The organism is Pseudomonas sp. LAMO17WK12:I5 (genome assembly GCF_900215165.1).
In the GTDB taxonomy this organism is placed as follows: Bacteria; Pseudomonadota; Gammaproteobacteria; order Pseudomonadales; family Pseudomonadaceae; genus Aquipseudomonas; species Aquipseudomonas putida_A.
Genome location: NZ_OBDS01000017.1, coordinates 122,206 through 147,784, shown reverse-complemented (window position 1 = coordinate 147,784; position 25,579 = coordinate 122,206). Strand labels below are relative to the sequence as shown.

At 59.3% G+C, this 25,579-nt stretch carries 22 protein-coding genes; 8 read left to right on the top strand and 14 right to left on the bottom strand.

Features of this window, described 5'->3' with window-relative positions; translation table 11 throughout:
- Positions 1-260: 260 nt before the first annotated feature.
- Both CRO59_RS26955 and CRO59_RS26950 read left to right on the top strand, forming a co-directional pair.
- A complete protein-coding gene (locus CRO59_RS26955; RefSeq protein ID WP_097090376.1) occupies positions 261-1,454 on the top strand; it encodes an MFS transporter in 1,194 nt (397 codons plus the stop codon).
- A 156-nt stretch (positions 1,455-1,610) separates the two neighbouring features.
- A complete protein-coding gene (locus CRO59_RS26950; RefSeq protein ID WP_027610809.1) occupies positions 1,611-1,874 on the top strand; it encodes a hypothetical protein in 264 nt (87 codons plus the stop codon).
- 200 nt (positions 1,875-2,074) lie between these two features.
- Here the strand turns inward: CRO59_RS26950 and CRO59_RS26945 are convergent, their stop codons facing one another.
- From CRO59_RS26945 to CRO59_RS26905, 9 genes are all read right to left on the bottom strand, one after another.
- Positions 2,075-3,055, bottom strand: a complete 981-nt coding sequence (locus CRO59_RS26945) for a peptide ABC transporter ATP-binding protein (protein ID WP_027610810.1) — start codon at positions 3,053-3,055, stop codon at positions 2,075-2,077.
- Positions 3,055-4,023, bottom strand: coding sequence for an ABC transporter ATP-binding protein (locus tag CRO59_RS26940; protein ID WP_097090377.1), 969 nt, complete (start codon positions 4,021-4,023; stop codon positions 3,055-3,057). The genes CRO59_RS26945 and CRO59_RS26940 overlap by 1 nt, the downstream gene beginning before the upstream one ends.
- Positions 4,024-4,033: 10 nt before the next feature.
- The gene (locus CRO59_RS26935; protein WP_027610812.1) at positions 4,034-4,960 is read right to left on the bottom strand and encodes an ABC transporter permease subunit; all 927 of its coding nucleotides are present in this window, start codon (positions 4,958-4,960) and stop codon (positions 4,034-4,036) included.
- Between the two features lie 10 nt (positions 4,961-4,970).
- Complete coding sequence (locus CRO59_RS26930; RefSeq protein WP_007953665.1) at positions 4,971-5,981, bottom strand: ABC transporter permease subunit; 1,011 nt, start codon at positions 5,979-5,981, stop codon at positions 4,971-4,973.
- 73 nt (positions 5,982-6,054) lie between these two features.
- Complete coding sequence (locus CRO59_RS26925; RefSeq protein WP_097090378.1) at positions 6,055-7,650, bottom strand: ABC transporter substrate-binding protein; 1,596 nt, start codon at positions 7,648-7,650, stop codon at positions 6,055-6,057.
- A gap of 78 nt (positions 7,651-7,728) precedes the next feature.
- The gene (locus CRO59_RS26920) at positions 7,729-9,144 is read right to left on the bottom strand and encodes an OprD family porin (RefSeq protein ID WP_027610814.1); all 1,416 of its coding nucleotides are present in this window, start codon (positions 9,142-9,144) and stop codon (positions 7,729-7,731) included.
- A gap of 175 nt (positions 9,145-9,319) precedes the next feature.
- Positions 9,320-10,918: an ABC transporter substrate-binding protein gene (locus tag CRO59_RS26915; protein WP_027610815.1), complete on the bottom strand. Its 1,599-nt coding sequence runs from the start codon at positions 10,916-10,918 to the stop codon at positions 9,320-9,322.
- 302 nt (positions 10,919-11,220) lie between these two features.
- Positions 11,221-12,846 carry an ABC transporter substrate-binding protein gene (locus tag CRO59_RS26910; protein ID WP_097090379.1) on the bottom strand — a complete coding sequence of 542 codons (1,626 nt, stop codon included), beginning with the start codon at positions 12,844-12,846 and terminating at the stop codon, positions 11,221-11,223.
- Positions 12,847-13,106: 260 nt separating this feature from the next.
- Positions 13,107-14,708 (bottom strand): ABC transporter substrate-binding protein, encoded by a 1,602-nt coding sequence (locus CRO59_RS26905; RefSeq protein WP_097090380.1) that lies wholly within the window; start codon positions 14,706-14,708, stop codon positions 13,107-13,109.
- A gap of 893 nt (positions 14,709-15,601) precedes the next feature.
- Between CRO59_RS26905 and CRO59_RS26900 the strand changes: the two genes are divergently transcribed.
- Positions 15,602-15,961 (top strand): DUF6124 family protein, encoded by a 360-nt coding sequence (locus CRO59_RS26900; RefSeq protein ID WP_097090381.1) that lies wholly within the window; start codon positions 15,602-15,604, stop codon positions 15,959-15,961.
- A 169-nt stretch (positions 15,962-16,130) separates the two neighbouring features.
- On the opposite strand, the gene CRO59_RS26895 is transcribed toward CRO59_RS26900, so the two are convergent.
- Positions 16,131-16,850, bottom strand: coding sequence for an SIMPL domain-containing protein (locus CRO59_RS26895; RefSeq protein ID WP_097090382.1), 720 nt, complete (start codon positions 16,848-16,850; stop codon positions 16,131-16,133).
- A 313-nt stretch (positions 16,851-17,163) separates the two neighbouring features.
- Here CRO59_RS26895 and CRO59_RS26890 point away from each other — a divergent pair, with 313 nt between their 5' ends.
- Together CRO59_RS26890 and CRO59_RS26885 are read left to right on the top strand one after the other, a co-directional pair.
- Positions 17,164-18,426: an ATP-binding protein gene (locus CRO59_RS26890; RefSeq protein WP_027610820.1), complete on the top strand. Its 1,263-nt coding sequence runs from the start codon at positions 17,164-17,166 to the stop codon at positions 18,424-18,426.
- The gene (locus tag CRO59_RS26885; protein ID WP_003221630.1) at positions 18,419-18,979 is read left to right on the top strand and encodes a response regulator transcription factor; all 561 of its coding nucleotides are present in this window, start codon (positions 18,419-18,421) and stop codon (positions 18,977-18,979) included. Before CRO59_RS26890 ends, CRO59_RS26885 begins: the two co-directional genes overlap by 8 nt.
- A gap of 70 nt (positions 18,980-19,049) precedes the next feature.
- Here CRO59_RS26885 and CRO59_RS26880 read toward each other — a convergent pair whose 3' ends face one another.
- Entirely contained in the window at positions 19,050-19,376 is a 327-nt protein-coding gene (locus tag CRO59_RS26880) for a hypothetical protein (RefSeq protein ID WP_097090383.1), read from the bottom strand.
- 270 nt (positions 19,377-19,646) lie between these two features.
- On the opposite strand from CRO59_RS26880, the gene CRO59_RS26875 reads away from it, so the two are divergent.
- Positions 19,647-21,374, top strand: coding sequence for an ABC transporter ATP-binding protein/permease (locus CRO59_RS26875; RefSeq protein WP_027610822.1), 1,728 nt, complete (start codon positions 19,647-19,649; stop codon positions 21,372-21,374).
- A 191-nt stretch (positions 21,375-21,565) separates the two neighbouring features.
- Positions 21,566-22,312, top strand: a complete 747-nt coding sequence (locus CRO59_RS26865; RefSeq protein WP_177325602.1) for a FadR/GntR family transcriptional regulator — start codon at positions 21,566-21,568, stop codon at positions 22,310-22,312.
- A gap of 7 nt (positions 22,313-22,319) precedes the next feature.
- On the opposite strand, the gene CRO59_RS26860 is transcribed toward CRO59_RS26865, so the two are convergent.
- The 3 genes from CRO59_RS26860 to CRO59_RS26850 all read right to left on the bottom strand — a co-directional run bounded on the left by CRO59_RS26860 (position 22,320) and on the right by CRO59_RS26850 (position 24,401).
- Positions 22,320-22,682 carry a hypothetical protein gene (locus CRO59_RS26860; RefSeq protein WP_049827807.1) on the bottom strand — a complete coding sequence of 121 codons (363 nt, stop codon included), beginning with the start codon at positions 22,680-22,682 and terminating at the stop codon, positions 22,320-22,322.
- A 214-nt stretch (positions 22,683-22,896) separates the two neighbouring features.
- Positions 22,897-23,085 (bottom strand): hypothetical protein, encoded by a 189-nt coding sequence (locus CRO59_RS26855; RefSeq protein WP_027610825.1) that lies wholly within the window; start codon positions 23,083-23,085, stop codon positions 22,897-22,899.
- Positions 23,086-23,096: 11 nt separating this feature from the next.
- A complete protein-coding gene (locus CRO59_RS26850; RefSeq protein ID WP_097090384.1) occupies positions 23,097-24,401 on the bottom strand; it encodes a phospholipase in 1,305 nt (434 codons plus the stop codon).
- 238 nt (positions 24,402-24,639) lie between these two features.
- On the opposite strand from CRO59_RS26850, the gene kdgD reads away from it, so the two are divergent.
- Complete coding sequence (kdgD, locus tag CRO59_RS26845; protein ID WP_007981458.1) at positions 24,640-25,551, top strand: 5-dehydro-4-deoxyglucarate dehydratase; 912 nt, start codon at positions 24,640-24,642, stop codon at positions 25,549-25,551.
- Positions 25,552-25,579: the final 28 nt, after the last annotated feature.

Below are 25,579 nucleotides of genomic sequence, written 5' to 3'. Positions count from 1 at the left end.
GCTTGCTCGCGAAGGCGGCCTGACAGCCGACCAATCTCTACCTGAATACACCGGTCTCAACCTGTGGGAGCCAGCCTGCTGGCGATGGCGACCTGACAGCCGACCATTTTTTCTAATCCAATTGAGCGACTGAAGGAAGCTCCTTGCAGGGACTGTAGGACGAATCCGTATTTTGAGATCTCAAGGTTCTTGATCGCGACAACCGGCGCGCTGGACGTTAGTGTTCCAGGTCATGCCGGTCGCTTTGAGAGGTCAATGGAATGACGCGCAACCTCATCCATCTGCTGCGCCCCAATGGCTATTTCAGTCTGATGGCCTGGGTGCTTGCGGCGTTGCTGTTCATCAATCGTCTGAGCAGCATGGTCAAGTTGTTCATGGCGCTGTATCTGCGCCAGGAGCTGGGGCTGGCGATTGAAACCGTCGGCTGGTTGCTGTCGGCCTATGGTGCCGGGTTGTTGGTCGGTTCGATGCTCGGTGGGCTGCTCAGTGATCATGTGCGCACGGCGCGGCTGACGGCGACGCTGTTCTTTGTTTCGGTGTGGGTGTTGATCCTGCTGGGGCTGGTCTCGCAAGTGCCGTTGCTGGCGGCATTGCTGTTGCTCAGCGGGACGATCGATGGGGCCATTCGCACCCTGCACCAGCGCCTGATCATGGAGTACTGCGAAGTCGCTCAACGCTTGCGCGCGCAGGCCTTGAGCCGGGTGGCGCGTAACCTTGGCATGGCCGCCGCGGGTGTGGCGGGCGGGGTGTTGGCGCAGACGGATTTCCGCTGGGTGTTTTTCGGCAGCGCGGCGATGACGCTGTTGGCCTTGCTGTGGTTTGTTCGCACTACGTGGCGTCGGCCGGTACTGATCAATGACGCCCCCTCTACAAACGGCGCCGGTGGAACCGTTGCGCCGTTTTACGATAAAGCGTTCCTGTGGTTGCTCGCGGCGACGGCCGTGCCTGGCATTGCATTCGACACGGTCTACAGCACGCTGGGCAATTATCTGCGTGATTACTACCACTTGAGCACCGAGGCGATCGGCTGGCAGTTCGGGCTCAATGCGTTGCTGGTGATCGCCTTGCAGATTCCCTTGTCACACTGCGGCGAGCGTTGGGGCACGCGGCGGCAAATGCTCGCAGGGAGTTTGTTGCTGGCCGGCGGATTGGGCATGTTGCCATTCGGATCCGGGCTGGCGTTCGTCTGCCTGTCGACGGTGATCTGGACCTTGGGCGAGGCGTTGTTCATGCCGCCGCTGAATGTGCTGGCGATGCAATTTGCCCAGCGCGGCAAAAGCGGCCAGTACTTTGGTCTGTTCTTTATGAGCTGGAGCGCCAGTGCGCTGTTGTCGCCGGTGCTCAGCGGTCAGTTGTACGGCAATTTCGGTGGCCATAGCGTCTGGCTGGGTAGCGCCGTACTGGTGTTGATGTCAATTCCCTTGACGTGGCAAGCGACCCGCCCGCTTAGCTGATTACGCGATAGGTGTTATTCGAAACCTGTCTGTCTGTGGAGGGCATTTCTGTCTGCTCGTTAGCGTCCTATCTGGTGAACCCGACGGATCGGAACTAGATTTCACACAGCGCCAGTCAGGCACCCATGTCTCACCTGAAAGTGGATGGAGTCAGCTATGAAAAGCAGGTTGCTACGGTTTTTATTGCTATTGAAAGTGATGGTCATGCTGTCCCTCGGCACCGCGACGGCCTGGGCGGAGTGCGAGGATCACGATTCCCAGGCCTTTAACGGCCAGGTTGGACACAGCGGCCTGATGCTCGCCAAGTCCGAATCAGAGCCAGGTGATCAGGGGCAGGGTGGCAGCGCCGATGACGATGACTCGACTACTGATGAACCGGACTCTGATGATCCGGACGACGAAGGCGACAGCCAGACGTAAATCGCAAATAAAAGAAAACCCCTTCTTCCCCGACTGATGCGCAATCGGGGGAGAAGGGGTTTGGTTAACGCTTTAGCGACAACTCAAGTTCCCTGTGGGAGGTGGCTTGCTCCCGAAAGCGGTGTGTCAGTCACCATTATCAGTGACTGTCACACCGCATTCGCGAGCAAGCCCGCTCCCACACTTTCGTCCGCCGTTAATCAGGCGGCGCCGTCGAGGAATTGCTCGGCGTAGTGGCAGGCCACCTGGCGATTATCCAATTCACGCAACAACGGCTCTTCAGTGCTGCAACGCTCGGTCGCGTACGGGCAGCGCTTGTGGAACGCGCAGCCCGGTGGCGGGTTCAGCGGGTTGGGCAATTCGCCGACGATCTTGATTTTCGGCTTGTTCGGGTCCGGGTGAATGGTCGGGGTCGCCGACAGCAACGCCTGGGTGTATGGGTGCAGGGGACGTTCGTAGATAGCGTCTTTCGGGCCCATTTCCACCGGGCGACCGAGGTACATCACCATCACGTCATCGGCCACATGTTGCACCACCGCCAGGTTGTGCGAAATGAACACGTACGCCGTGTTGAACTCTTGCTGCAGATCCATGAACAGGTTCAGCACCTGGGCCTGAATCGACACGTCCAGTGCCGAGGTAGGCTCATCCGCCACCAGCACTTTCGGTTGCAGCATCATCGCCCGGGCGAGAGCGATCCGCTGGCGCTGACCGCCGGAGAACATGTGCGGATAGCGCTGGTAGTGCTCGGGACGCAAGCCGACCTGCTTCATCATCGCCTGGACTTTTTCGCGGCGTTCAGCGGCGGACAGGTTGGTGTTGATCAGCAGCGGCTCGCCGAGTTGGTCACCGACTTTCTGCCGAGGATTCAATGACGCGTACGGGCTCTGGAACACCATCTGCACGTCTTTGCGCAGTTGCTTGCGCTGAGCCTTGTCGGCACCGGCGACTTCCTGGCCGGCGATTTTCAACGAACCGGACGACGGCTCTTCAATCAGGGTCAGGGCACGGGCGAGGGTGGATTTGCCGCAGCCCGATTCGCCGACCACGGCGAGGGTCTTGCCGGCTTCCAGTTCGAACGACACGCCGTTGAGCGCGCGTACGGTGGCGTGCCCCTTGAACAGGCCACGGGACACTTCGTAGTGACGGGTCAGGTCGCGGGCGGTAAGTACGACGGCCATTACGCCACCTCCTGGTTCAGCGGGAAGAAGCAGCGCGCGAGGCTGTTGCTTTTCGGATCAAGGGTCGGACGTTGCGCGCGGCAGGTGTCCTGCACGTACGGGCAGCGCGGCGACAGCAGGCAGCCCTGCGGACGGTCATAACGGCCCGGGACGATGCCCGGCAGTGTCGCCAGACGCTCGGCGCCCTGGCTGTGTTCCGGAATCGCCTTGAGCAACGCTTCGCTGTAAGGGTGCGCCGGGATGTCGAACAGTTGCGGCACCTGACCGACTTCAACAGCCTGGCCGGCGTACATCACACAGACGCGCTGAGCGGTTTCGGCCACGACCGCGAGGTCGTGAGTGATCAGCACCAGGCCCATGTTCTGTTCTTTCTGCAACGCCAGCAGCAGATCCATGATCTGTGCCTGAATCGTTACGTCGAGTGCCGTGGTCGGTTCGTCGGCGATCAGCAGTTTCGGCTCGCCGGCAATCGCCATGGCGATCGCGACACGCTGGCTCATACCGCCGGACAGTTGATGCGGGTAGGCGTCCATACGGCTGGCGGCGCCCGGGATCTCGACTTTTTCCAGCAGTTCGATGGCGCGTTTGCGCGCTTGCTTGCCGGACATTTTCAGGTGCAGACGCAGCACTTCTTCGATCTGGAAACCGACGGTGTAGCTCGGGTTGAGCGCGGTCATCGGGTCCTGGAACACCATCGACAGGTCTTTGCCGACGATTTGCCGACGCTGACGATTGCTCAGCTTGAGCATGTCTTTGCCGTCAAAGCTGAGCGAGTCGGCGGTGACGATGCCGGGATGCTCGATCAGGCCCATCAGCGCCATCATGGTTACGGATTTACCCGAACCCGATTCGCCAACGATTGCCAGGACTTCGCCTTTGTCGACTTTCAGGTCGAGGCCATCGACAACGGGTGTCGCGGTTTTGTCGCCGAAGCGAACGTTGAGATTCTTGATTTCTAGCAGTGACATGGGAATCTCCTCAGGCGGCGTTCTTGAGTTTCGGGTCCAGCGCATCGCGCAGACCGTCGCCCATCAAGTTGATTGCCAGCACGCTGAGCAAAATGGTCAAACCAGGCAGACTCACGACCCACCAGGCGCGTTCGATGTAGTCGCGGGCCGAGGCCAGCATGGTGCCCCACTCAGGGGTTGGCGGTTGTACGCCAAGGCCGAGGAAGCCCAGGGCGGCGGCATCGAGAATCGCCGAAGAGAAACTCAGGGTGGCCTGCACGATCAGCGGCGCCATGCAGTTCGGCAGCACGGTGATGAACATCAGACGTGGCAGACCGGCACCGGCCAGGCGTGCGGCGGTCACGTAGTCGCGGTTCAGTTCGCCCATCACGGCGGCGCGGGTCAGACGCACGTAGGACGGCAGCGATACCACAGCAATGGCGATCACGGTGTTGATCAGGCCAGGGCCGAGGATGGCGACGATCGCCACAGCCAGCAGCAGGGACGGCAGGGCCAGCATGATGTCCATCAGACGCATGATGGTCGGGCCGATCATTTTCGGGAAGAAACCGGCGAACAGACCCAGCAGGATCCCCGGGATCAGCGACATCACCACCGACGACAGACCGATCAGCAGCGACAGGCGCGAACCCTGAATCAGCCGTGACAGCAGGTCGCGACCCAGTTCATCGGTGCCGAGCAGGAATTGCATCTGCCCGCCTTCGAGCCACGCCGGTGGCGTCAGCAGGAAGTCACGGTATTGCTCGCTTGGGTTATGCGGCGCGACCCACGGCGCGAAGATCGCGCAGAAGATGATCAGCAGCATGAACAGCAGGCCGGCAACCGCGCCCTTGTTCTTGGAGAAGGCTTGCCAGAATTCTTTGTACGGTGACGGGTACAGCAGGCTTTGATCCGCGCTTGGGGCGGAAGTGGCTACTGAGGATGTTGGAGTGCTCATGGTATGGACCTCAGCGCTGATGACGGATGCGTGGGTTGGCAAAGCCGTAGAGGATGTCCACTACGAAGTTGACCAGAATCACCAGGCAGGCGATTAACAGGATGCCGTTTTGCACAACCGGGTAGTCCCGGGCGCCGATGGCTTCGATCAGCCATTTACCGATGCCGGGCCAGGAGAAAATGGTTTCGGTCAGGACTGCACCGGCCAGCAGGGTGCCGACTTGCAGGCCGACCACGGTCAGCACCGGAATCAGCGCGTTGCGCAGGCCGTGCACGAACACCACGCGCGAGGGCGACAGGCCTTTGGCCTTGGCGGTACGGATGTAGTCTTCACGCAGCACTTCGAGCATCGACGAACGGGTCATCCGCGCGATCACCGCCAGCGGAATGGTGCCAAGCACGATGGCCGGCAGGATCAGGTGATGCAGGGCGTCGAGGAATGCGCCCATGTCATCGGCCAGCAGCGTGTCGATCAGCATGAAACCGGTGCGCGGCTCGATGTCGTAAAGCAGGTCAATCCGCCCGGACACCGGGGTCCAGCCCAGACTCACCGAGAAGAACATGATCAGGATCAGGCCCCACCAGAAGATCGGCATCGAATACCCCGCCAGGGAGATGCCCATCACCCCGTGGTCGAACAGGGATCCTCGCTTGAGTGCCGCAATCACCCCGGCCAGAAGACCGAGGATGCCGGCGAACAGCAGGGCGGCCATGGACAGTTCCAGGGTCGCCGGGAAAAGGGAGGTGAACTCGGTCCATACGCTCTCACGCGTACGCAGGGATTCGCCGAGATCGCCGTGGGCCAGTTTGCCGATGTAGTCCAGGTACTGGGCATACAACGGTTTGTTCAGACCTAGGCGTTCCATTGCCTGAGCGTGCATTTCGGGGTCGACCCGACGTTCGCCCATCATCACTTCCACGGGGTCGCCCGGAATCATGCGAATCAACGCGAAAGTCAGCAAGGTGATGCCGAAAAACGTGGGGATCAACAACCCCAGTCGGCGGGCAATAAAACTAAACATCTTGTGTGGTACCTCATCAGCCGGTTAGGCGTGCCCGGCGCCCCTGGGGTCAGGGAGGCCGGGAGTTTCTTATCTACTTCACCTGGGTAGTGGCGAAGTTATTGGTTGTGAGAGGGCTGATGTGATAACCCTCTACGTTGTTGCGCATTGCGGTAAACATCCGGGTGTGGGCCATGCTGATCCACGGTTGGTCCTGATTAAACAGCACCTGGGCCTGTTCGTAGAGCTTCGCGCGTTCGGCCGGATCTACTTTAGCCCGTGCTTCGTCGAGCAGGGTCTGGAATTTCTCGTTGCACCAGCGCGCGTAGTTTTCGCCGTTCTTGGCTGCTTCGCAACTGAGCATAGGCGTCAGGAAGTTATCCGGGTCGCCGTTGTCGCCCGCCCATCCGGCCGACACCATGTCGTGCTCGCCGGCCTTGGCGCGTTTGAGCATTTCGCCCCATTCCATGACGCGGATGTCGATCTTGATTCCGACTTTCGCCAGGTCAGCCTGCATCATCTGCGCGCCGAGCATCGGATTCGGGTTGGTCGGGCCGCCGCCGTTACGGGTAAACAGGGTAAACACGGTGCCTTCCGGAACCCCGGCTTCCTTGAGCAGGGCACGCGCCTTGTCCAGGTCGCGTGGCGGGTTCTTCAGGTCGTGGTTGTAACCCAGCAGCGTCGGCGGGTACGGGTTGACCGCCACGCTGGCGTTGCCTTTGCCGAACAGCGCGTTGACGTAGGCTTCCTTGTCGAAGGCGATGTCGATGGCCTTACGCACGCGCACGTCGCTCATGTATTTGTGCTGGGTGTTCATGGCGATGTACGAGACGGTCATCGCGTCCATCTCGTCGACTTTCAGGTTGCTGTCTTTCTTGATGCTCGGGATGTCATCCGGTTTCGGATACAGCGCGATCTGGCACTCGTTGGCCTTGAGCTTCTGCAGGCGCACGTTGTTGTCGGTGGCGATCGCCAGGATCAGCGCGTCGGCCGGGGCCTTGCCACGGAAGTAGTCCGGGTTGGCCTTGAAGCGCACCTGCGCATCCTTGGCATAACGCTGGAAGATGAACGGGCCGGTGCCGACTGGCTTGTTGTTGAGGTCGCCGGTCTTGCCGGACTTGAGCAACTGGTCGGCGTATTCGGCCGGGTAGATCGAGGAGAACGCCATGGCGATGTCGGCCAGGAACGGCGCTTCGCGGCGGGTCAGGGTGAACTTGACCGTGTTGTCGTCGACTTTCTCTACGCTTTTGAGCAGTTCCTTGAAGCCCATGCTTTCAAAGTACGGGAAGCCCACGCTCGACAGTTTGTGCCACGGGTGATTCGGGTCCAGCTGACGCTGGAAGCTCCAGACCACGTCGTCGGCGTTCATGTCGCGGGTCGGCTTGAAGTATTCGGTGGTGTGAAACTTGACGCCTTTGCGCAGGTGGAACGTGTACGTCAGGCCGTCTTCACTGATGTCCCAGGATTCGGCCAGTGCCGGAATCACTTCGGTGGTGCCGGGCTTGAAGTCGGCCAGGCGGTTGAAGATCGTTTCGGCCACCGCATCGGCAGTGACTGCAGTTGTGTACTGGACCATATCGAAGCCTTCCGGACTGGCTTCGGTGCAGACCACCAAGGGTTTGGCCGAGACGCCGATGGCGGCGCTCAACAACGCGGCAGCGACGGCCGCACGTAGGGGAAGCATTTTCATCGATAACCCTCTGCAATCGGTTGAAGACAAAAAACCGAACGGCCGACTCGTCATGAGTCAGCCGTCGGTTGGCGTTTTTTACAGAATGTTGAACGGGATGGTGGTCACGAGACGGAACTCGTTGATGCTGCCATCCAGCTGGTTTTCACTGGCACGGTGTGCGGTGTAGGTTGCGCGTATTGCGGTAGCCTTGAGCGGCCCGCTTTGCACGGCGTATGCAGCACCGATCCCGTATTCGTAGTGGTGTTCGCCATCCATCGCCAGCACGCTGTCGTAAGCGCCGCCTTTGTAGTGAGTGCCGTCGATGCCCCAACCACGAGCGCTGTAGATGTTGAACTTCAGGCCTGGCACGCCATATTCAGCCATGTTCAGACCGTAAGCGACCTGGAAGGATTTCTCGTTCGGGCCGTTGAAGTCCGAGAGCAGGGAGTTGGCCAGGTAAATACCGTTGGTTTCGTGCAGATAGTCGAAGTATTCGTTACCGTTAATTTCCTGGTACGAGAAGGTCAGGCTATGGGCCTGGTGAGTCAGGCCCAGCGACAGCGAGTAGGTATCGTTGTCGATTTCGCCCAGCTTCTTTTTGCCTTCATCGACGGTCTTGTAGTAGTTCAAACCGGTGGTCAGGCTGAGGATCTGGCTATCGCCCAGCTCGTGGGTGGCGCCGAAGTAATACTGTTTCCACATATCTTCAGCCTGAGTTGCCCACAGGCTGGTTTTCAGACTGGCAAACGGCTGGTAGGAAATACCAGCGGTGTTGACGTGATCAATTTCAATGAGCGTGTCAGCATATTCGGAGCGGAACTTGCGCTGGCTTTCTTCCATACGTGGCGAGTTCTTGTCGAACGTAGCGATGTCGAAGGTCAGGTTTTCCAACTCTTCGCTGTGCAGGCTGACACCTTGGAAGCTCGAAGGAAGAGCGCGGTTGCCGATCACATCGACCATCGGGCTGCTGAAGTTTTGGCGGCCGGCGGTCAGAGTGGTATTTGAAACCCGCGCCTTGATGTTGGCCAGACCCAGTTTGCTCCACTGTCCCTCCGCATCGCCACCGTCTCGGGTCAGGGTCCGGTTGTTACCGGAGGCGACGTTAGGAATCGGCGCCCCACCGACGTTTGCAGCGAGGTTTTTGCGGTCACGCTCAAGAGCTACAGCGTTATAGACCGCCACTTCAGTGCTGATGCCGACAGTACCTTCGGTGAACCCCGAGTTGTACTTGAGAATCGTGCCTTGTACCCAGTTGATCCGGCGATCAGTAAGTTCGGTTGTACCGTTTTTTTGGTACTTGAACTTGGCACCACGTTTCAATTGCTCATTGGCGTACCAGTTACGCGTCGTACCGGTAATCGACTGTCCTTCGACGAAGCCGGTCGCTTCAGCCTGGGCGCTCTTGGTGTTGACGGTCACCGGGGTGAACGCCTGGCTTTGGGTTTCCGCATAAGCCGTAGCGGTGACGCTGCTGATGGCCAGGGCCAGTATCGCGGTGCTGCTCAGTTTCATGGGTGAAGCTCCTTTACTTTCTTTTTATGCCGGCTTTTTTGGGTGGGCCGGTTATTGGTTTAGAACTCATTTCACACATCGCAAACGTTTGCAAAAGGCCGGATCGGCGAATTTCGGCAAAGCGCTTGCGTGAGGGGATAGACGGTCCCCTCAGCGTTGCGGCTAATCGGTTGGGTTAATCGATACTGACGCCCGAGAACACATTGCGACCGAAGGGGCTGACCTTGAAGCCTTCAACCCGGGCGCTTAACGGCTGGTTGACCGTCGAGTGGGCGACAGGCGTGATCGGCACTTGCTGCTTGAGCAACTGCTGCGCCTGTTTGTAGAGCGTGGTGCGCTGGTCGCGATCGGTGACGACCTTGGCCTCTTTGATCAGCTTGTCGTACGCCGGATCGCACCACATGGAATAGTTGTTGCCGCCAATCGCGTCGCAGCTGTACAGGGTGCCCAGCCAGTTGTCCGGGTCCCCGTTGTCGCCGGTCCAGCCGATCAGGCTGATATCGTGCTCGCCATTCTTGGTGCGCTTGATGTACTCGCCCCATTCGTAGCTGACGATCTTCACTTTCAGACCGATTTTCGCCCAGTCTGCCTGGAGCATTTCGGCCATCAGTTTGGCGTTCGGGTTGTATGGACGCTGTACCGGCATCGCCCACAGGGTGATCTCGGTGCCTTCTTTCACGCCGGCAGCCTTGAGCAGCTCGCGGGCTTTTTCCGGGTTGTAGGCGGCGTCCTTGATGCTGTCGTCGTAGGACCACTGGGTCGGTGGCATGGCGTTGACCGCCAGTTGCCCGGCGCCTTGATAAACAGCGTTGAGAATCCCCTGTTTATTCACCGCCATGTCCAGCGCCTGACGTACTTCGAGCTGGTCGAAGGGCTTGTGGCGCACGTTGTAGGCGATGTAGCCGAGGTTGAAACCCGGCTTGGAAATCAGCTGCAGTTTCGGGTCGACCTTCAGTGCTTCGACATCGGCAGGGCGTGGATGCAGGGTGATCTGGCATTCGCCGGCCTTGAGCTTCTGCACGCGTACCGAAGCGTCGGTGTTGATCGCGAAGATCAGGTTCTTCAGCTTGACCCGGCTCGGATCCCAGTAGTGCTCGTTACCGGTGTAACGGATATTCGAGTCTTTCTGATAGCTCTTGAACACGAACGGCCCGGTGCCGACCGGCTTCTGGTTGATGTCGCTCGGCTTGCCTTCGGCCAGCAGCTTGTCGGCGTATTCGGCGGACAGGATGGCAGCGAAGCTCATGGCGATGTTCTGGATGAACGCGGCGTCGACGCTGTTGAGCGTGAATTCCACGGTCAGCGGCCCGGTCTTTTCGACCTTGGCAATGTTCTTGTTCAGGCTCATCCCGTTGAAATACGGGAATTCGGTCGGATAAGCCTTACGGAATGGCTGTTGCGGATCGAGCATGCGGTTAAACGTGAACAGCACGTCGTCGGCGTTGAAATCGCGCGTCGGTTTGAAGTACGGCGTTGTATGAAATTTCACACCTTCACGCAGGTGAAAGGTGTACTTGAGACCATCCTCGGAAATATCCCACTTGGTTGCCAGTCCCGGTACGACGTTGGTCGCGCCTTTTTCAAACTCGACCAGGCGGTTGTACAGCGGCTCGGCGGCATCGTTATCGGTGGCCGTCGTGTATTGCGCGGTATCAAAACCCGCCGGGCTGCCTTCGGAGCAGAACACCAGGCTGTTGCTGGCGGCGTAACTGGCGGACGTGGCGGCCAACAGGCCGGCGCCCAGCAGTGCGGAAAAAACCAAGGTATGGCGCATGACGCTCCCTCTTTTTTGTAGTGTTGTTCAATGCACCGCGGTCCCGTCCAGGGACGCTGAGGTGGCATTGAGCTCAATCCAGTACGTACAGCAAGCCGGTGGCCCACGCAGAAACTGGTCAGAACCCGACGGTAGGGGCCGTGGGTCTGGCAGTAAATGCGTAATTGCCTGAAAACTCGTAGGAAAAGTCGACACGTCCTATGCCACTGCAGTCATCCGCAGCGGAATTGGCTGTAGGCAAATTCCTGACTTCCCGGCAGCTAAAGCAAGGGCGACGTCATGAACGTCGCCCTTGCAATGGCTTAATTGCTGACGCTGACGCCGTAGAAGGAGTTCAAGCCGAATGGGCTGATCTTGAAGTCCTGCACGTTGGCGCGCATGGGTTGATACACCGTCGAGTGAGCGATAGGTGTCATTGGGACTGCATCTTTGAGGACGTGTTGCGCCTGTTTGTACAGTTCGGTGCGCTTGCCCTGGTCGGTCGTGCGCTTGGCTTCCTTGACGAGGCCGTCGAACTTCTTGTCGCACCACTTGGAGAAGTTGTTGCCGCTGAGCGAGTCGCAGCCGAACAGCACGTTCAGCCAGTTGTCCGGATCACCATTGTCACCGCTCCAGCCAATGATCATGGCCTGGTTCTCGCCACCTTTGGAACGCTTGATGTACTCGCCCCACTCGTAGCTGGTGATCTTCACGTTCAGGCCGATCTTCTTCCAGTCGGACTGGAGCATTTCAGCCATCAGCTTGGCGTTCGGGTTGTACGGACGCTGCACCGGCATCGCCCACAGAACGATCTCGGTACCTTCCTTGACGCCAGCTTCCTTGAGCAGCTGTTTGGCTTTCTCAGGATCGTACTTGGCGTCCTTGATGGTGGTGTCGTAGGACCACTGGGTCGGTGGCATGGCGTTGACGGCCAGCTGGCCGGCGCCCTGGTAAACCGAATCGATGATCTGCGGTTTGTTCACCGCCATGTCCAGCGCCTGACGTACGCGCAGGTCAGCCAGCGGGTTCGCTTCGTTGCTGCCCTTGACCTTGTCCATCACGTTGTAGGCGATGTAGCCCAGGTTGAAACCGGCCTGGTCAGGCATCTTCAGGGTTTTGTCGGCCTTCAGCGCCGCGAGATCCGCCGGACGCGGGAACAGGGTGACCTGGCACTCGTTCTTTTTCAGTTTCTGGATACGTACCGACGGGTCGGTGGTGATGGCGAAGATCAGGTTGTCGATCTTCACGTCCTCAGGCTTCCAGTAATCCTTGTTGCCGGTGTAGCGGATGTTCGAGTCTTTCTGGTAGCTCTTGAACACGAACGGACCAGTGCCGATCGGCTTCTGGTTGATGTCGGCAGCCTTGCCTTCCTTGAGCAGCTGGGCTGCGTACTCGGCGGACTGGATCGAGGCGAAGCTCATGGCCATGTTCTGGATGAACGCGGCGTCGACTTCTTTCAGCGTGAACTTGACGGTGTGGTCGTCGACTTTATCGATCTTGGTGATGTTGGTGTCCATCCCCATGTCGGTGAAGTACGGGAATTCGGTCGGGTACGCCTTACGGAACGGGTCATCCTTGTTAATCATGCGATTGAAGGTGAACAGCACGTCGTCGGCGTTGAACTCACGAGTCGGCTTGAAATACGGGGTGGTGTGGAACTTGACGCCTTCACGCAAGTGGAAGGTGTAAGTCAGGCCGTCCGGGGAAATGTCCCAGCTGGTGGCCAGGCCCGGGATAACGGCGGTGCCGCCACGCTCGAACTGACTCAGGCGGTTGAACATGGTTTCGGCTGAGGCGTCGAAGTCGGTTCCGGTGGTGTACTGGCCTGGATCAAAACCGGCCGGGCTCCCTTCGGAGCAGAACACCAGGTTAGTCGCAGCGGATGCGAAAGGTGCGGAGGCTAACAAGCCTGCGCCGACTAAAAACGGAATGACCGCGTGTTTAAGCATGTTGGCCTCATGATTTGTTGTCATTTTTTAATATTGAGGTACGACCTCGTGAGTCGTGCCTGCGGATACTTATGCAGGGGCCATACCCAATGCAAGATCCAGAGTGTGAGCGAGCGTTAAACGGTGGCACGTACGTACCTTAATGTCGCATCTGTATAACTTTTGACGCATTTGACCGTTTGCGGGTGGATTTTACGGTGCAAACGAAGCCCCAAAACGGTGCGCCGGTCACGTTGTGCGCGCCGCATTGGGGCTCGGTGTTACTTATTTATACCCACGCCGTAAAAGGGCGTAAGGCCAAACGGACTGATCTTGAAGTCGGTCACTTCCTTGCGCAGCGGCTGGAACACCGTGGAGTTGGCGATCGGGGTGATCGGCACCTGCTGTTTAAGGATCAGTTGCGCCTGTTGATACAGTTTTACCCGTTGCGCCTTGTCGGTGGTCACCTTGGCCTGCTGCACCAGTTTGTCGTAGGCCGGGTCGCACCACTTGGCGTAGTTGCTGCCCTTGACCGCGGCGCAGCTGTAGAGCACGCCGAGCCAGTTGTCCGGGTCGCCGTTGTCACCTGTCCAACCATAGATCATCGCGTCGTGTTCGCCATTTTTCGCACGCTTGATGTACTCGCCCCATTCGTAGCTGACGATGTTGGCCTTGATGCCGATTTTCTCCCAATCCTGCTGGATCATCTGCGCCGACATGCGTGCATTCGGGTTTGAGGCGCGCTGCACCGTCATTGCCCACAGGTTGATGGTGGTACCCGGCGCAACCCCGGCTTCCTTGAGTAGCGCCTTGGCCTTCACCGGGTCGTACGGCGCGTCCTTGATGTTCGGGTCATACGACCATTGCGCCGGCGGCAAGGCGTTCTGCGCCAGTTGGCCGGCACTCTGGTAAACCGCTTTGATGATTGCCGGTTTGTCGATGGCCATGTCCAGTGCCTGACGGACCTTGAGCTGGTCCAATGGCGGGTGAGTGGTGTTGTAGGCAAGGAAGCCGAGGTTGAAACCGGGCTGCTTGAGCACGCGCAGGTTCGGGTCTTGTTGCATCACTTCGATGTCGGCCGGGCGCGGGTAGCCGCTGACCTGGCATTCGCCGGCCTTGAGTTTCTGCAGGCGTACGGCGGCGTCGGGGGTGATCGAGAAGATCAGGTTGTCGATCTTCACGTCTTCAGGTTTCCAGTAGGCCGGGTTGGCGGCGTAGCGGATCTGCGAATCTTTCTGGTAGCGCTTGAATACGAACGGGCCGGTGCCCACCGGTTTTTGGTTGAGGTCGGCGGCTTTGCCTTCCTTTAGCAGTTGCGCGGCGTATTCGGCCGATTGCACCGAGGCGAAGCTCATGGCGAGGTTTTGCACAAACGCGGCGTCGACGTTGTTGAGGTTGAAGCGCACGGTGTTGTCGTCGAGTTTTTCCACCGATTTGATCGTGGTGTTCAGGCCCATGTCGGTGAAGTACGGGGACTCGGCGGGGTAGGCCTTGCGAAAGGCGTTGTCGGGGTCGAGCAGGCGCTGGAAGGTGAACAGTACGTCGTCGGCGTTGAAGTCGCGGGTCGGGGTGAAATATTCCGTTGTGTGGAATTTCACGCCTTGCCGTAGGTGGAAGGTGTATTGCAGGCCGTCGCTGGAGACGTCCCATTTTGTCGCCAGGCCGGGTTCGATGTCGGTGCCGCCGCGCTGGAATTGGGTGAGGCGGTTGAAGACGGTTTCGGCGGAGGCGTCGAAGTCGGTGCCGCTGGTGTATTGGCTGGGGTCGAAGCCTGCCGGGCTGGCTTCGGAGCAGTAGACCAGGGTTGTGGCGGCGTTGGCGATCGGGGCTATGGCGGTTAGTGCGAGGGTGATTAGTAGTGGTTTTAGGGTGAATCTTTCCATGGAGTCCCCGGGATTTGGAGGTGGTTGTTTTTTCAGGTTAGCGGGGATTTGGGTGTGTTCGGAAATATCGTTTTTCTTGTTGGGGTGTCTATCTCGGTATATCTGGGGCTTTTGGGTGCATATCCGTTGCTGCGGTAACGGCGGCTTGGGGTTCCGCCCTTACGGCGGGTCACTTTTTCCAGACGCCGAAAAAGTAACCAAAAAGGCTTGCTCCTGCGTTCGGCCCGCTCGCTGGGGCTCGGGGTTCCTTCGCTGCGGGATCGATCCGGGCGCAGCGCCTCCGGTTTGCTTCGCTGCACCTCCTCTCGCTGTGTTTGGCTGCGCCAAACGGTCGCTGCGCTCCCACCCCCGGATCAATCCCTCCACTCAGCCTTCCGACGTCGCCTGTGGATCAAGATCAAAAGCGGTACTCGAGCTAACGCTCATCGTGTGAGTGGTGAAAAGCGGGTGCGGCGACTGGCTAAGTGATGGCGGCCTGACAGCCGACCAATCTCTAACGGTCTGCACGCCATCCACTGTGGGAGCGGGCTTGCTCGCGAAGAGGCCCGTCCAGTCACCTGATAAAATTGGTTTGTTTAAAGTCGTTTCAAATAACCAGAACCTTCCCACAAGGTTTTCAGGTTGTCCCTCGGACGTCAGCTCTCTAGCCTTGAACTGTCGCTGAAGATTCAGCGATCGGGTGTGAGAACCCGCAGGAACTGTTAATCCACAATCAGTACCACCATAATTGCCGCCAGCATTTCTGCTGCTGCAATGTTCTATGGCGGCTGTGTGCGGGCGGGCTTCGGTCCGGCCGGGCTTGTTCCTACCGGTTTCTCACCCCGCACATTGCTGCCACCACTCCGCCGCGTGAGAAACGGCGAGTGAATGGCTTTTGATTAGGAACGCTATCAATGTCCAAGCCTGTCCCCGATCCACCCCCAGAAACAACCCCACTCACCGAAGCCCTCCACGCCGAAGACCTCGCGAAAAACCGCGAAGCGATCAAGCGCGCCCTCGACTTCTACCTCAGCCCCGAAGCCACAAAACCGCGTCCGCCCAGTTCGATGTTCCTCGTCCATCCGGGCATCGACACGGAAAGTCTGCTGGCCCACGCCTGCGAGTCCCTGGCCTCGGCCAACATCATGGCCAGCGATTTCGCCGATCAGCTCAGTCGCCCGCAGCGCAATACGGCGCTGGCGATTCAGCAGATCATCATGCTGGCCGAGTTGGCGGTGAATCGGGCGCTGGATCGGGTGGATCCGCAGACCTGAGACCGCGTTATCGTTCATCGCGAGCAGGCTCACTCCTACAGGGAACGCATTCCAAATTGTAGGAGTGAGCCTGCTCGCGATGGCGGCGGAACATTCACCACAAAATCCAGGCACAAAAAAACCGGCGATCATTCACTGATCGCCGGTTTCTCATTCAGCCCACATCAATTCACTGCATCAGCACTTCAATCGAGCCATCGGCGGTCAGGCTGACCTGGCTGGTGCCGGCTTCAACTTCTGGCGTGACCGGTGCCGAATCCGCCATGCCGGCGGCTTTCATCATCATCGGGGCGCGCATGTACGGTTGTGGGTAGCCGTTGCTGTTGAGGTTCAGGTTGACGATTTTGTAGCCCTTGCCGCCCAGTGCATCGGTGGCCAGTTGAGCGCGGGCCTTGAAGGCGTTGACGGCTTCTTTCAGCAACTTGTCCTCGCTAGCCTTGCGGGTCGGCTCGGCGATGGCGAAGTCCATGCCGCCCATTTTCAGGTCGGTCAGCAGTTCGCCGGTGAGTTTGGACAGGGCGGCGAAGTCGGCGCTTTCCAGGCGCAGTTCGGCGCGTTCACGCCAACCGGTGATTTTCTGGCCCTTGGTGTCGTAGATCGGGTAGCTGTTGCGGCTGCCCTGGCGCAGGGTGATGTCTTTGACTTGCTTGGCCTGGGCCAGTGCCTTGTTCATGGTGGTGCTGACGTCCGCGGCGAGTTTGGCCGGGTCGGTGTTTTGCGCTTCGGTGTAGAGCGTCACGATCATCAGGTCGCGGGCCACTTCCTGGCTGACTTCGGCGCGCAGGGAAATCTGGTTGTAGTGCAGCTCATCGGCGGCCAGCGCCGGAAGGCTGGCGATGCTGCCGACGGTCAGGGCGAGAAGGGCGGCGCTGCGGCGAAAGGTGTGCATGAAGGCTCCTTGAATAATGCGCAGGTGTTGGTTCGTCCCTGCGTGAAACCATCAGACTCTAGCTTCTGCGATCCGGTTCGCCCAGTTACAACTTCTATACAGATGCAGCGGGCCGCTGCGCGGCCATTCGCGAGCAGGCTCGCTCCCACTTTTGAAATGCATTCCTCTGTGGGAGCGAGCCTGCTCGCGAAGGCGCCCTTATAGCCTCCGAAAATGTTTTCGCCATGTGGTCATTTGCCGCACTTTCGCCTCTCAAAGGCGCGGCTTGGTTATACTCCGTGCGATCCGCCTGGAGCGCTCATCAGGAGAGCTCATGCTCGCCCCCGTACAACTGACTTCCGCCACTCGCCAGAACCTCTGGCGGCTGACCTTCATTCGCACCCTGGTGCTCGCCGCGCAGGCCGGTTCTGTAGGCCTGGCCTACTGGCTGCAACTGCTGCCGTTGCCGTGGGTGCAACTGGCGATGACCCTCGGCTGCTCGATTCTGCTGTGCGTGTTCACCGCCGTGCGCCTGCGCACTTCATGGCCGGTGACCGAGCTCGAATACGCCCTGCAACTGGCCTGCGATCTGGTGATCCACAGTGCGCTGCTGTATTTTTCCGGCGGTTCGACCAACCCGTTCGTTTCCTACTACCTGGTGCCGCTGACCATCGCGGCGGTGACGCTGCCGTGGCGTTATTCGGTGATTCTGTCGGGTATCGCGCTGGCGCTGTACACCGTGATGCTCACGCGTTTCTATCCGCTGGAAACCCTGCCGGTGGCCCGCGAGAACCTGCAGATCTACGGCATGTGGCTGAGCTTCGCGCTGGCCGCTGCGGTCATCACGTTTTTCGCTGCGCGCATGGCGGAAGAGCTGCGTCGTCAGGAAGAGTTGCGGGCGATTCGTCGTGAAGAAGGCTTGCGCGATCAGCAATTGCTCGCCGTCGCCACTCAGGCGGCCGGCGCCGCGCATGAACTCGGCACGCCGCTGGCGACCATGAGCGTACTGCTCAAGGAGATGCAGCAGGATCACCCCGACGCGATGCTGCAAGACGATCTGAAGGTGCTGCAGGATCAGGTCAAACTCTGCAAAGAAACCCTGCAGCAACTGGTGCGTGCCGCCGAAGCCAACCGCCGTATGGCCGTGGAGATGCAGGACGTCACCCAATGGCTCGACGAAGCGCTGAACCGCTGGCACCTGATGCGTCCGGAAGCCAGTTATCGCTTCCAGCGTCTCGGCCAAGGCACCGTGCCGCGCATGGCACCGCCGCCGGACCTGACCCAGGCGCTGCTCAATCTGCTGAACAACGCCGCCGACGCCTGCCCGGAAAACCTTCAGGTGACGCTGGACTGGGATGCGGAAACCGTGACCATCAGCATTCGTGACCACGGCGCCGGTGTGCCGCTGGCCATCGCCGAGCAGATCGGCAAACCGTTTTTTACCACCAAGGGCAAAGGTTTCGGCCTGGGCCTGTTTTTGAGCAAGGCCAGCGTGACACGCGCCGGCGGCTCAGTGAAACTCTATAGTCATGAGGAAGGCGGCACGCTCACCGAGCTGCGCCTGCCCCACGGCGCCCGAGGAGACCAACATGAGTGACGAAATCCAAGTCGAAGGCGAAGAACTGCCGCATTTGCTGCTGGTCGACGACGACGCAACGTTCACCCGAGTAATGGCCCGTGCCATGGCTCGTCGTGGCTTTCGCGTCAGCACCGCAGGCTCCGCCGAAGAAGGCCTGACCATCGCCCAGGCCGACCTGCCGGACTACGCCGCGCTGGACCTGAAAATGGACGGCGACTCCGGCCTGGTGCTGCTGCCCAAGCTGCTGGAGCTGGACCCGGAAATGCGCGTGGTGATCCTCACCGGTTATTCGAGCATTGCCACCGCGGTCGAAGCGATCAAGCGCGGCGCCTGCAACTACCTGTGCAAACCGGCCGACGCCGATGACGTACTGGCCGCGCTGCTCTCCGAGCACGCCGACCTCGACAGCCTGGTGCCGGAAAACCCGATGTCGGTTGACCGTCTGCAATGGGAGCACATCCAGCGCGTGCTGACCGAACACGAAGGCAACATCTCCGCCACTGCCCGTGCCTTGGGCATGCACCGCCGCACCCTGCAGCGCAAACTGCAGAAGCGCCCGGTTCGTCGTTGAAAGGTTTGCTGGCCAAATGAGCTGGACTGAATGAAACAGGCGCTACCCTGCATTCGGGTAGCGCCTGGGTTCAAGCTACGACCGTGAAGAACATTTTTGGCGATGAGTATTTTTTTCCACCCAGAGTCGCTTCGCATTGCGCGTAGAGATCCTGCCTTAGCCAGCTTTCCACGGTAGCTTTTGATACCGGGAGAATGAGCTCGTTGTTTTTACTGCCTTTCTGCTCGGATTTCTTTTCGGAGGCATATCCGATCCAGGCAAGATGGATATCAACCTTGGGGTTATCGGAACTGAATTTGACTGTAATCCCCAAATCACTCACCTCACTGATAGACAGTTTGCCATTCTTGATCGAATCGCTGGTTGGAGCATTAAGCGGGTTTTCTACTTTGTTCATGACCAATTCCTTTCGTTGTCAGAGGGGTAACCTGCTCTCCTGATTCACAGCGAATTCCTTGCAGGAGGCCAGCCCAGTTGATCAGCCTGAATCGCCCCCCTCTACTGTCAACTCTGACAGTCCCGATGAACGGTACGTGCGCTCGCGGCGATACTGAAACCCCCATGAATCTGAACAATCCCTGAATGAGCCAGTCCCACTCTGGCGATAAAACGCACCGATCATCTATGATCGGTGCGTATCTGTTCTTTTCTTTATCGAGCCTTTTTCATGAATCAGAACGCTGAATATTCCGCGGTCAACGATGCTGTGCGCGGGCAGTTTTTTCGCAAGGTGTGGGCGATCATCACGCCTTACTGGCGCAGTGAAGAGAAGGGCAAGGCCTGGACGCTGCTGATCGCGGTGATCGCGCTCTCGCTGCTGAGCGTGGGCATCTCGGTGTGGTTCAACACCTGGTACAAGGATTTCTACAACGCGCTGCAAAAGAAGGATGAGGCGGCGTTCTGGCGCTTGATTCTGTATTTCTGCGGCATTGCGGCGGTGGCGATTGTCGGTGCCGTGTACCGGCTGTATCTGACCCAGATGCTGACGATTCGCTGGCGGGCCTGGCTCACCGAAAAGCATTTTTCCCGTTGGCTTGCCGACAAGAATTACTACCAGCTGGAGCAGGGCGGTTACACCGATAACCCGGACCAGCGGATTTCCGAAGACCTCAATAACTTCACCTCCAACACCCTTGAACTGGGGATCGGCCTGCTGCGCAATATCGTCAGCCTGGTGTCGTTCTCGATCATTTTGTGGGGCGTGTCGGGCAGCATCGAAGTCTATGGCATCACCATTCCCGGCTACATGTTCTGGTGCGTGCTGGTATACGCCGTGGTGGGCAGCTGGCTGACGCATTTGATCGGTCGTCGCTTGATCGGCCTGAACAACCAACAACAACGCTTCGAAGCCGACCTGCGTTTTTCCATGGTGCGGATTCGTGAAAATGCCGAGAGCATCGCGTTGTACAACGGCGAACCGAATGAGAACCGTCGCTTGAGCAACCGTTTCGGCATGGTCTGGCATAACTTCTGGGACATCATGAAAGTGTCCAAGCGCCTGACATTTTTCACTGCCGGTTACAGCCAGGCTGCGATCATTTTCCCGTTTATCGTTGCGTCGCCGCGTTACCTCGCCGGCAAGATCGAACTGGGTGAGCTGATGCAGATCAGCTCGGCATTCGGCAACGTCCAGGAGAGTTTCAGCTGGTTTATCAGTGCGTATCAGAGCCTCGCGTCCTGGCGTGCCACCTGTGATCGTCTGCTGAGTTTCCGTCAGGCCATGACCGATAACGAACAGCGCACCCCGGCCATCGATGTGCAGAATCAGGGCAGCGAACTCAAAGTGCACAATCTCGGCCTGGACTTGGCTGATGGTCGTCACCTGCTGACCAATGCCGACATGACGGTGGAGCCGGGCGAGCGGGTGATGCTCAGCGGCCGATCCGGCAGCGGCAAGTCGACGTTGCTGCGAGCGATGGGGCATCTGTGGCCGGCGGGCCACGGCAACATCCGGCTGCCAGCGGCGCGCTACCTGTTCCTGCCGCAGAAACCGTATCTGCCGATCGGCACCTTGCGCGAGGCCTTGAGTTATCCACAACCGGGCGATACCTACGCGCCAGAACGTTACGCGCAGGTGCTGGAAATCTGCCGGTTGCCGCATCTGGTTGCGCGTCTGGACGAAGCCAATCACTGGCAGCGCATGCTGTCGCCGGGTGAGCAGCAACGCCTGGCTTTCGCCCGCGCCATGCTTTATGCACCGCAATGGCTGTACATGGACGAAGCGACGTCGGCGATGGATGAAGAGGATGAGGCAACGTTGTATCAGGCGCTGATCGATCAGTTGCCGGGCCTGAGCATCGTCAGCGTCGGCCATCGCAGCAGCCTGAAGCGTTTCCACCCTAGACATGTGCGGATCGACAGCGGGCATCTGGTGGAGCAGGCCGTGACCGCTTGATCACCACAACCCCCTGTGGGAGTGGGCTTGCTCGCGAAGGCGTCTCTTCAGTCGACAAATCGGTTGCCTGACACACCGCCTTCGCGAGCAAGCCCGCTCCCACATGGGGTATTGTGAGGCGGGATGTGATCGTACAACCCGCCTGCGCTATGATGCCCACCAAGCCGAATTTTCGAGACCAGACGTTGACCATGGAAAACCCGATCGACACTCCACGCCTCCCACGCAAGCGCCGCAGCCTGGCTCAGGAGCTGGTGACGGTGCTGACCGAGCAGATCCGCGACGGTCTGCTCAAGCGCGGCGACAAATTGCCCACCGAGTCGGCGATCATGCAGGAGCACGGCGTCAGCCGCACCGTGGTGCGCGAGGCGATCTCCCGTTTGCAGGCCGCCGGCCAGGTGGAAACCCGCCACGGCATCGGCACCTTCGTGCTCGACACGCCGAGCCCCAGCGGTTTTCGCATCGACCCGGCCACGGTCGTCACCCTGCGTGACGTGCTGGCGATTCTCGAATTGCGCATCAGCCTGGAAGTGGAGTCCGCCGGCCTCGCCGCGCAACGCCGCAGTCCCGAACAACTGGCGACCATGCGCGCCGCCCTCGATGCGCTGAACGACAGCGTGGCCCACGCCAGCGATGCGGTGGCCTCGGACTTCGCTTTCCACCTGGAAATCGCCCTGTCCACCGGCAACCGCTACTTCACCGACATCATGACCCACCTGGGCACCAGCATCATTCCGCGTACGCGGCTGAATTCGGCGCGCCTGGCCCATGATGATCAGCAGCACTACATGAACCGCCTGAGCCGCGAGCACGAGGAAATCTACGATGCGATTGCCCGTCAGGATTCCGATGCGGCGCGAGCGGCAATGCGCCTGCATTTGACCAACAGCCGCGAAAGACTGCGCCAGGCCCATGAAGAGGCGCAGGCGCAGGGGTGAGGTTGAATCAGTCTTTAAGCTCGACTGACAGTTGCATTGAAAGCTTTTGGTTGCCCCCACTTTCGAGGGAGTACTGCAATACGGCGTTCGTTTCAGCATTGAGCATTTTTTCAAACGTCGCTTTCGGGATTGGCAATACAATCGGCTTTCCGACGGTGATATCAGTCAGTACGGTCTCTGTATCCCATTCCAGGGAGCCGTCCGAGTTACTCACTGTCAGTTTGATCGTGTCCCCAGAGGCTGCGTTTGGAAGCTCGCGCACTTCCCCATGGGCGGAATCAATCAGGTTATGAACGTAGAGCACCCCATTGACCGCTTCTTTAAGCGAAGGAGCCGGCAGCATTGTTACAGCGAAGCTTTTGTCTTTCATGTTCAAGATCCTTTTGGTCGTCCAGGCCGATATCGGCACGACCTGATTAATGTCTTGATCACGAAAGCAAAGCACCTGTAAGAAATACCAGTCTCGACGAACGGTAAGCCGCTGATTCATGCAACGACAAAGCGCTTTCGCGAGCAAACCCGTTCCCACACTTGAAATGCATTCCAATGTGGGAGCGGGCTTGCTCGCGAATGGGCCGCTGACTTCAGCGCGGCAATATCGAGCGATCCACCCTCACCGCCAGTTTCGCTTTACCCGGCTTGGCAGCAAACGCCACCTCGCCTGATTGATCCACAACCCCCCGCGCAATTGGCTTGCCATCTGCCAGCAACTCCAGCGGTGCACCTTGCAGCGACTGCCCCGATGCCAATTCCAGTTTCAATCTGATCGTCATGCTCATTCTCCTTAATTGACGTTGCCCGTCGGGTGGTAATCCTTGAGCAGCAGGTACGTGCTCCAGCCCCACCAGTCGTCGACGGTGGCGGTGTCGTTGAGGTTGTTCACATCTTTGCGCCGCAGCACCTTGCCGCCTTCGACGCGGAACAGCGGCGCGAAGTTATTCGAAAGATTCAGCACCGCCGTCAGATCCGGCAGGCGTTGCAGCGCGGCAAATGTCGAAGGGGCGGGCACGTTGCCGCTGAGGTAAGCAGCGAAGACTTCATCCGCCGAGGCCTGCACCGCCAGATTGACCTGGGTGCGGTTGTCCGCATCGCTGGCGTCGAAGTAGCGTTTGTCGCCGTAGGCGCGCCATTGATCGCCATGGGCGTTGCGCACTTTGAGGCCGAATTTGCTGTCCTCGTCGTGCATGAAACGGGTCACCAGCGAGCCGAGATCGCTCGGCGTGACCACCGCCGCCATCTCCTTGCGCGGCACCCGCAGATGGCCGGCAGAGAACAGGTCAGTGAGGAAGTGGTCGGCAAACGCGTTCATCGCGTAGGCCCGTTCCAATCGTTGTTCATCGTGAGTGGCGCGGGCCGCGACTGCGGTTTGCAGGGCGGCGGTGTGGCCGGCGATGTAGGCCAGTCTGGCCCATTCGCCGAAGTGGTCGGCGTTGTTCGCCGCCAGTTTCAGATAACGCCCAAGCGGGAACAGCGCGGAGACAAAACTGCCGCCGCCGGTGATCTTGTTCCACTCTTCGGACAACGTATCTCCGAGCGCGTCGTAGGCTTCGTGCGGTGCTTTGCCGTCCTTGATCGCCTGCTTAACCGCGTCGATCTCTTTTTGCATGACCGCGAGAATCTGTGTGGCCTCGGCGCGGGAGGCCGGCAGCACGGCGAGAGAGTCGAAGGCGGCATTGAAACGGTTCAGGCGATCAGCCGGGGTCGCGCCTTCGTTGATCGGTCGATCGACCACGCCGTAGAAATCTCCAGCCAGCGCCACCACCTGGCCGTAGGTCAGTGCGAGGCCATTGGGCAAGTGCAAGGGCTTGGTTTGCGCGCGGATCGGTTCGGCGGTTTCGCTGAAGCGCAGCAGGGTGTTGTCGCCGATGGCCGTGTGTTCAGCGCCTTCAAAGCGCAGTGGCGGTCGAATGTTCAACGCTTTGCCGGGGAGGGCGATGGCCGATTCGACATCGCTGTGGGCGTCGGCGATGTGCAGCAGCAGACGCGGATTGTCGGTGCTGAAGTGGATGCCGTTTACAGTGAAAAGATCTTCGAATCGGGCGATGACCAGTGTGGGTCTTTCCTGTGGTTTTGCATGCAGTCCGGACATTTCTGGCTCCTTGATATGTCGTCGGTGGATTTATTTTTAGCTGTATGTATATACAGTTAAATCGAGCCTAGACCAGATTTTTCCTACGTCAAGAAGGAATCTTGTCCGACAAAAAGTGCGGGGCAACGATGAAATGCAGTTGACGGTTATCTTTTAAGTTGTACGATGACCTACAACTTCAGCGCTGGCTGAACCATAAAACTCACAAAAAAATGTTGCTACCCAGGGTGTTCGAAAAATGAATCCACAAGAACTGAAGTCCATCCTCTCCGCCGGTCTGCTGTCGTTCCCGGTCACCGATTTCAATGCCCAGGGCGATTTCAACCGCGCTGGCTACATCAAACGTCTGGAATGGCTGGCCCCGTACGGCGCGTCGGCACTGTTCGCCGCCGGCGGCACCGGTGAGTTCTTCTCCCTGGCAGCCAGCGAATACTCGGAAATCATCAAGACCGCGGTCGATACCTGCGCCACCAGCGTGCCGATTCTGGCCGGTGTCGGCGGCTCGACCCGCCAAGCCATCGAGTACGCCCAGGAAGCCGAGCGTCTGGGCGCCAAAGGCCTGTTGCTGCTGCCGCACTACCTGACCGAAGCCAGCCAGGACGGCGTCGCCGCCCACGTTGAAGCGGTGTGCAAATCGGTGAACATCGGCGTGGTGGTCTACAACCGCAACGTCTGCCGCCTGACCGCGCCACTGCTGGAACGTCTGGCCGAGCGCTGCCCGAACCTGATCGGCTACAAGGACGGTCTGGGCGATATCGAGCTGATGGTGTCGATCCGTCGCCGCCTCGGTGATCGCTTCAGCTATCTGGGTGGTCTGCCGACCGCCGAAGTCTACGCCGCTGCCTATAAGGCTTTGGGCGTGCCGGTTTACTCGTCGGCGGTGTTCAACTTCATCCCGAAAACCGCGATGGATTTCTACCACGCGATTGCTCGCGAAGATCACGCCACCGTCGGCAAGATCATCGACGACTTCTTCCTGCCGTACCTCGACATCCGCAACCGCAAGGCCGGTTACGCCGTGAGCATCGTCAAGGCCGGGGCAAAAATTGCCGGCTATGACGCAGGCCCGGTGCGCGCACCGCTGACCGACCTGACCGGCGAAGAGTACGAAATGCTCGCTGCGCTGATCGACAAGCAAGGCGCGCAATAAACACCGACCCACAAGGCCGCTGAGCAAT

Bases quoted from the DNA above. Each gene is read 5' to 3' on its own strand.
- CRO59_RS26875 (WP_027610822.1), top strand. From the start codon at position 19,647: ATGAATCAGAACGCTGAATATTCCGCGGTCAACGATGCTGTGCGCGGG.
- CRO59_RS26955 (WP_097090376.1), top strand. From the start codon at position 261: ATGACGCGCAACCTCATCCATCTGCTGCGCCCCAATGGCTATTTCAGT.
- CRO59_RS26940 (WP_097090377.1), bottom strand. From the start codon at position 4,023: ATGTCACTGCTAGAAATCAAGAATCTCAACGTTCGCTTCGGCGACAAA.
- CRO59_RS26880 (WP_097090383.1), bottom strand. From the start codon at position 19,376: ATGAACAAAGTAGAAAACCCGCTTAATGCTCCAACCAGCGATTCGATC.
- CRO59_RS26945 (WP_027610810.1), bottom strand. From the start codon at position 3,055: ATGGCCGTCGTACTTACCGCCCGCGACCTGACCCGTCACTACGAAGTG.
- CRO59_RS26935 (WP_027610812.1), bottom strand. From the start codon at position 4,960: ATGAGCACTCCAACATCCTCAGTAGCCACTTCCGCCCCAAGCGCGGAT.
- CRO59_RS26860 (WP_049827807.1), bottom strand. From the start codon at position 22,682: ATGAAAGACAAAAGCTTCGCTGTAACAATGCTGCCGGCTCCTTCGCTT.
- CRO59_RS26895 (WP_097090382.1), bottom strand. From the start codon at position 16,850: ATGCACACCTTTCGCCGCAGCGCCGCCCTTCTCGCCCTGACCGTCGGC.
- CRO59_RS26865 (WP_177325602.1), top strand. From the start codon at position 21,566: ATGGAAAACCCGATCGACACTCCACGCCTCCCACGCAAGCGCCGCAGC.
- CRO59_RS26950 (WP_027610809.1), top strand. From the start codon at position 1,611: ATGAAAAGCAGGTTGCTACGGTTTTTATTGCTATTGAAAGTGATGGTC.
- CRO59_RS26900 (WP_097090381.1), top strand. From the start codon at position 15,602: ATGTCCAAGCCTGTCCCCGATCCACCCCCAGAAACAACCCCACTCACC.
- CRO59_RS26890 (WP_027610820.1), top strand. From the start codon at position 17,164: ATGCTCGCCCCCGTACAACTGACTTCCGCCACTCGCCAGAACCTCTGG.
- CRO59_RS26855 (WP_027610825.1), bottom strand. From the start codon at position 23,085: ATGACGATCAGATTGAAACTGGAATTGGCATCGGGGCAGTCGCTGCAA.
- CRO59_RS26885 (WP_003221630.1), top strand. From the start codon at position 18,419: ATGAGTGACGAAATCCAAGTCGAAGGCGAAGAACTGCCGCATTTGCTG.
- CRO59_RS26930 (WP_007953665.1), bottom strand. From the start codon at position 5,981: ATGTTTAGTTTTATTGCCCGCCGACTGGGGTTGTTGATCCCCACGTTT.
- CRO59_RS26915 (WP_027610815.1), bottom strand. From the start codon at position 10,918: ATGCGCCATACCTTGGTTTTTTCCGCACTGCTGGGCGCCGGCCTGTTG.
- CRO59_RS26910 (WP_097090379.1), bottom strand. From the start codon at position 12,846: ATGCTTAAACACGCGGTCATTCCGTTTTTAGTCGGCGCAGGCTTGTTA.
- CRO59_RS26905 (WP_097090380.1), bottom strand. From the start codon at position 14,708: ATGGAAAGATTCACCCTAAAACCACTACTAATCACCCTCGCACTAACC.
- CRO59_RS26925 (WP_097090378.1), bottom strand. From the start codon at position 7,650: ATGAAAATGCTTCCCCTACGTGCGGCCGTCGCTGCCGCGTTGTTGAGC.
- CRO59_RS26850 (WP_097090384.1), bottom strand. From the start codon at position 24,401: ATGTCCGGACTGCATGCAAAACCACAGGAAAGACCCACACTGGTCATC.
- kdgD (WP_007981458.1), top strand. From the start codon at position 24,640: ATGAATCCACAAGAACTGAAGTCCATCCTCTCCGCCGGTCTGCTGTCG.
- CRO59_RS26920 (WP_027610814.1), bottom strand. From the start codon at position 9,144: ATGAAACTGAGCAGCACCGCGATACTGGCCCTGGCCATCAGCAGCGTC.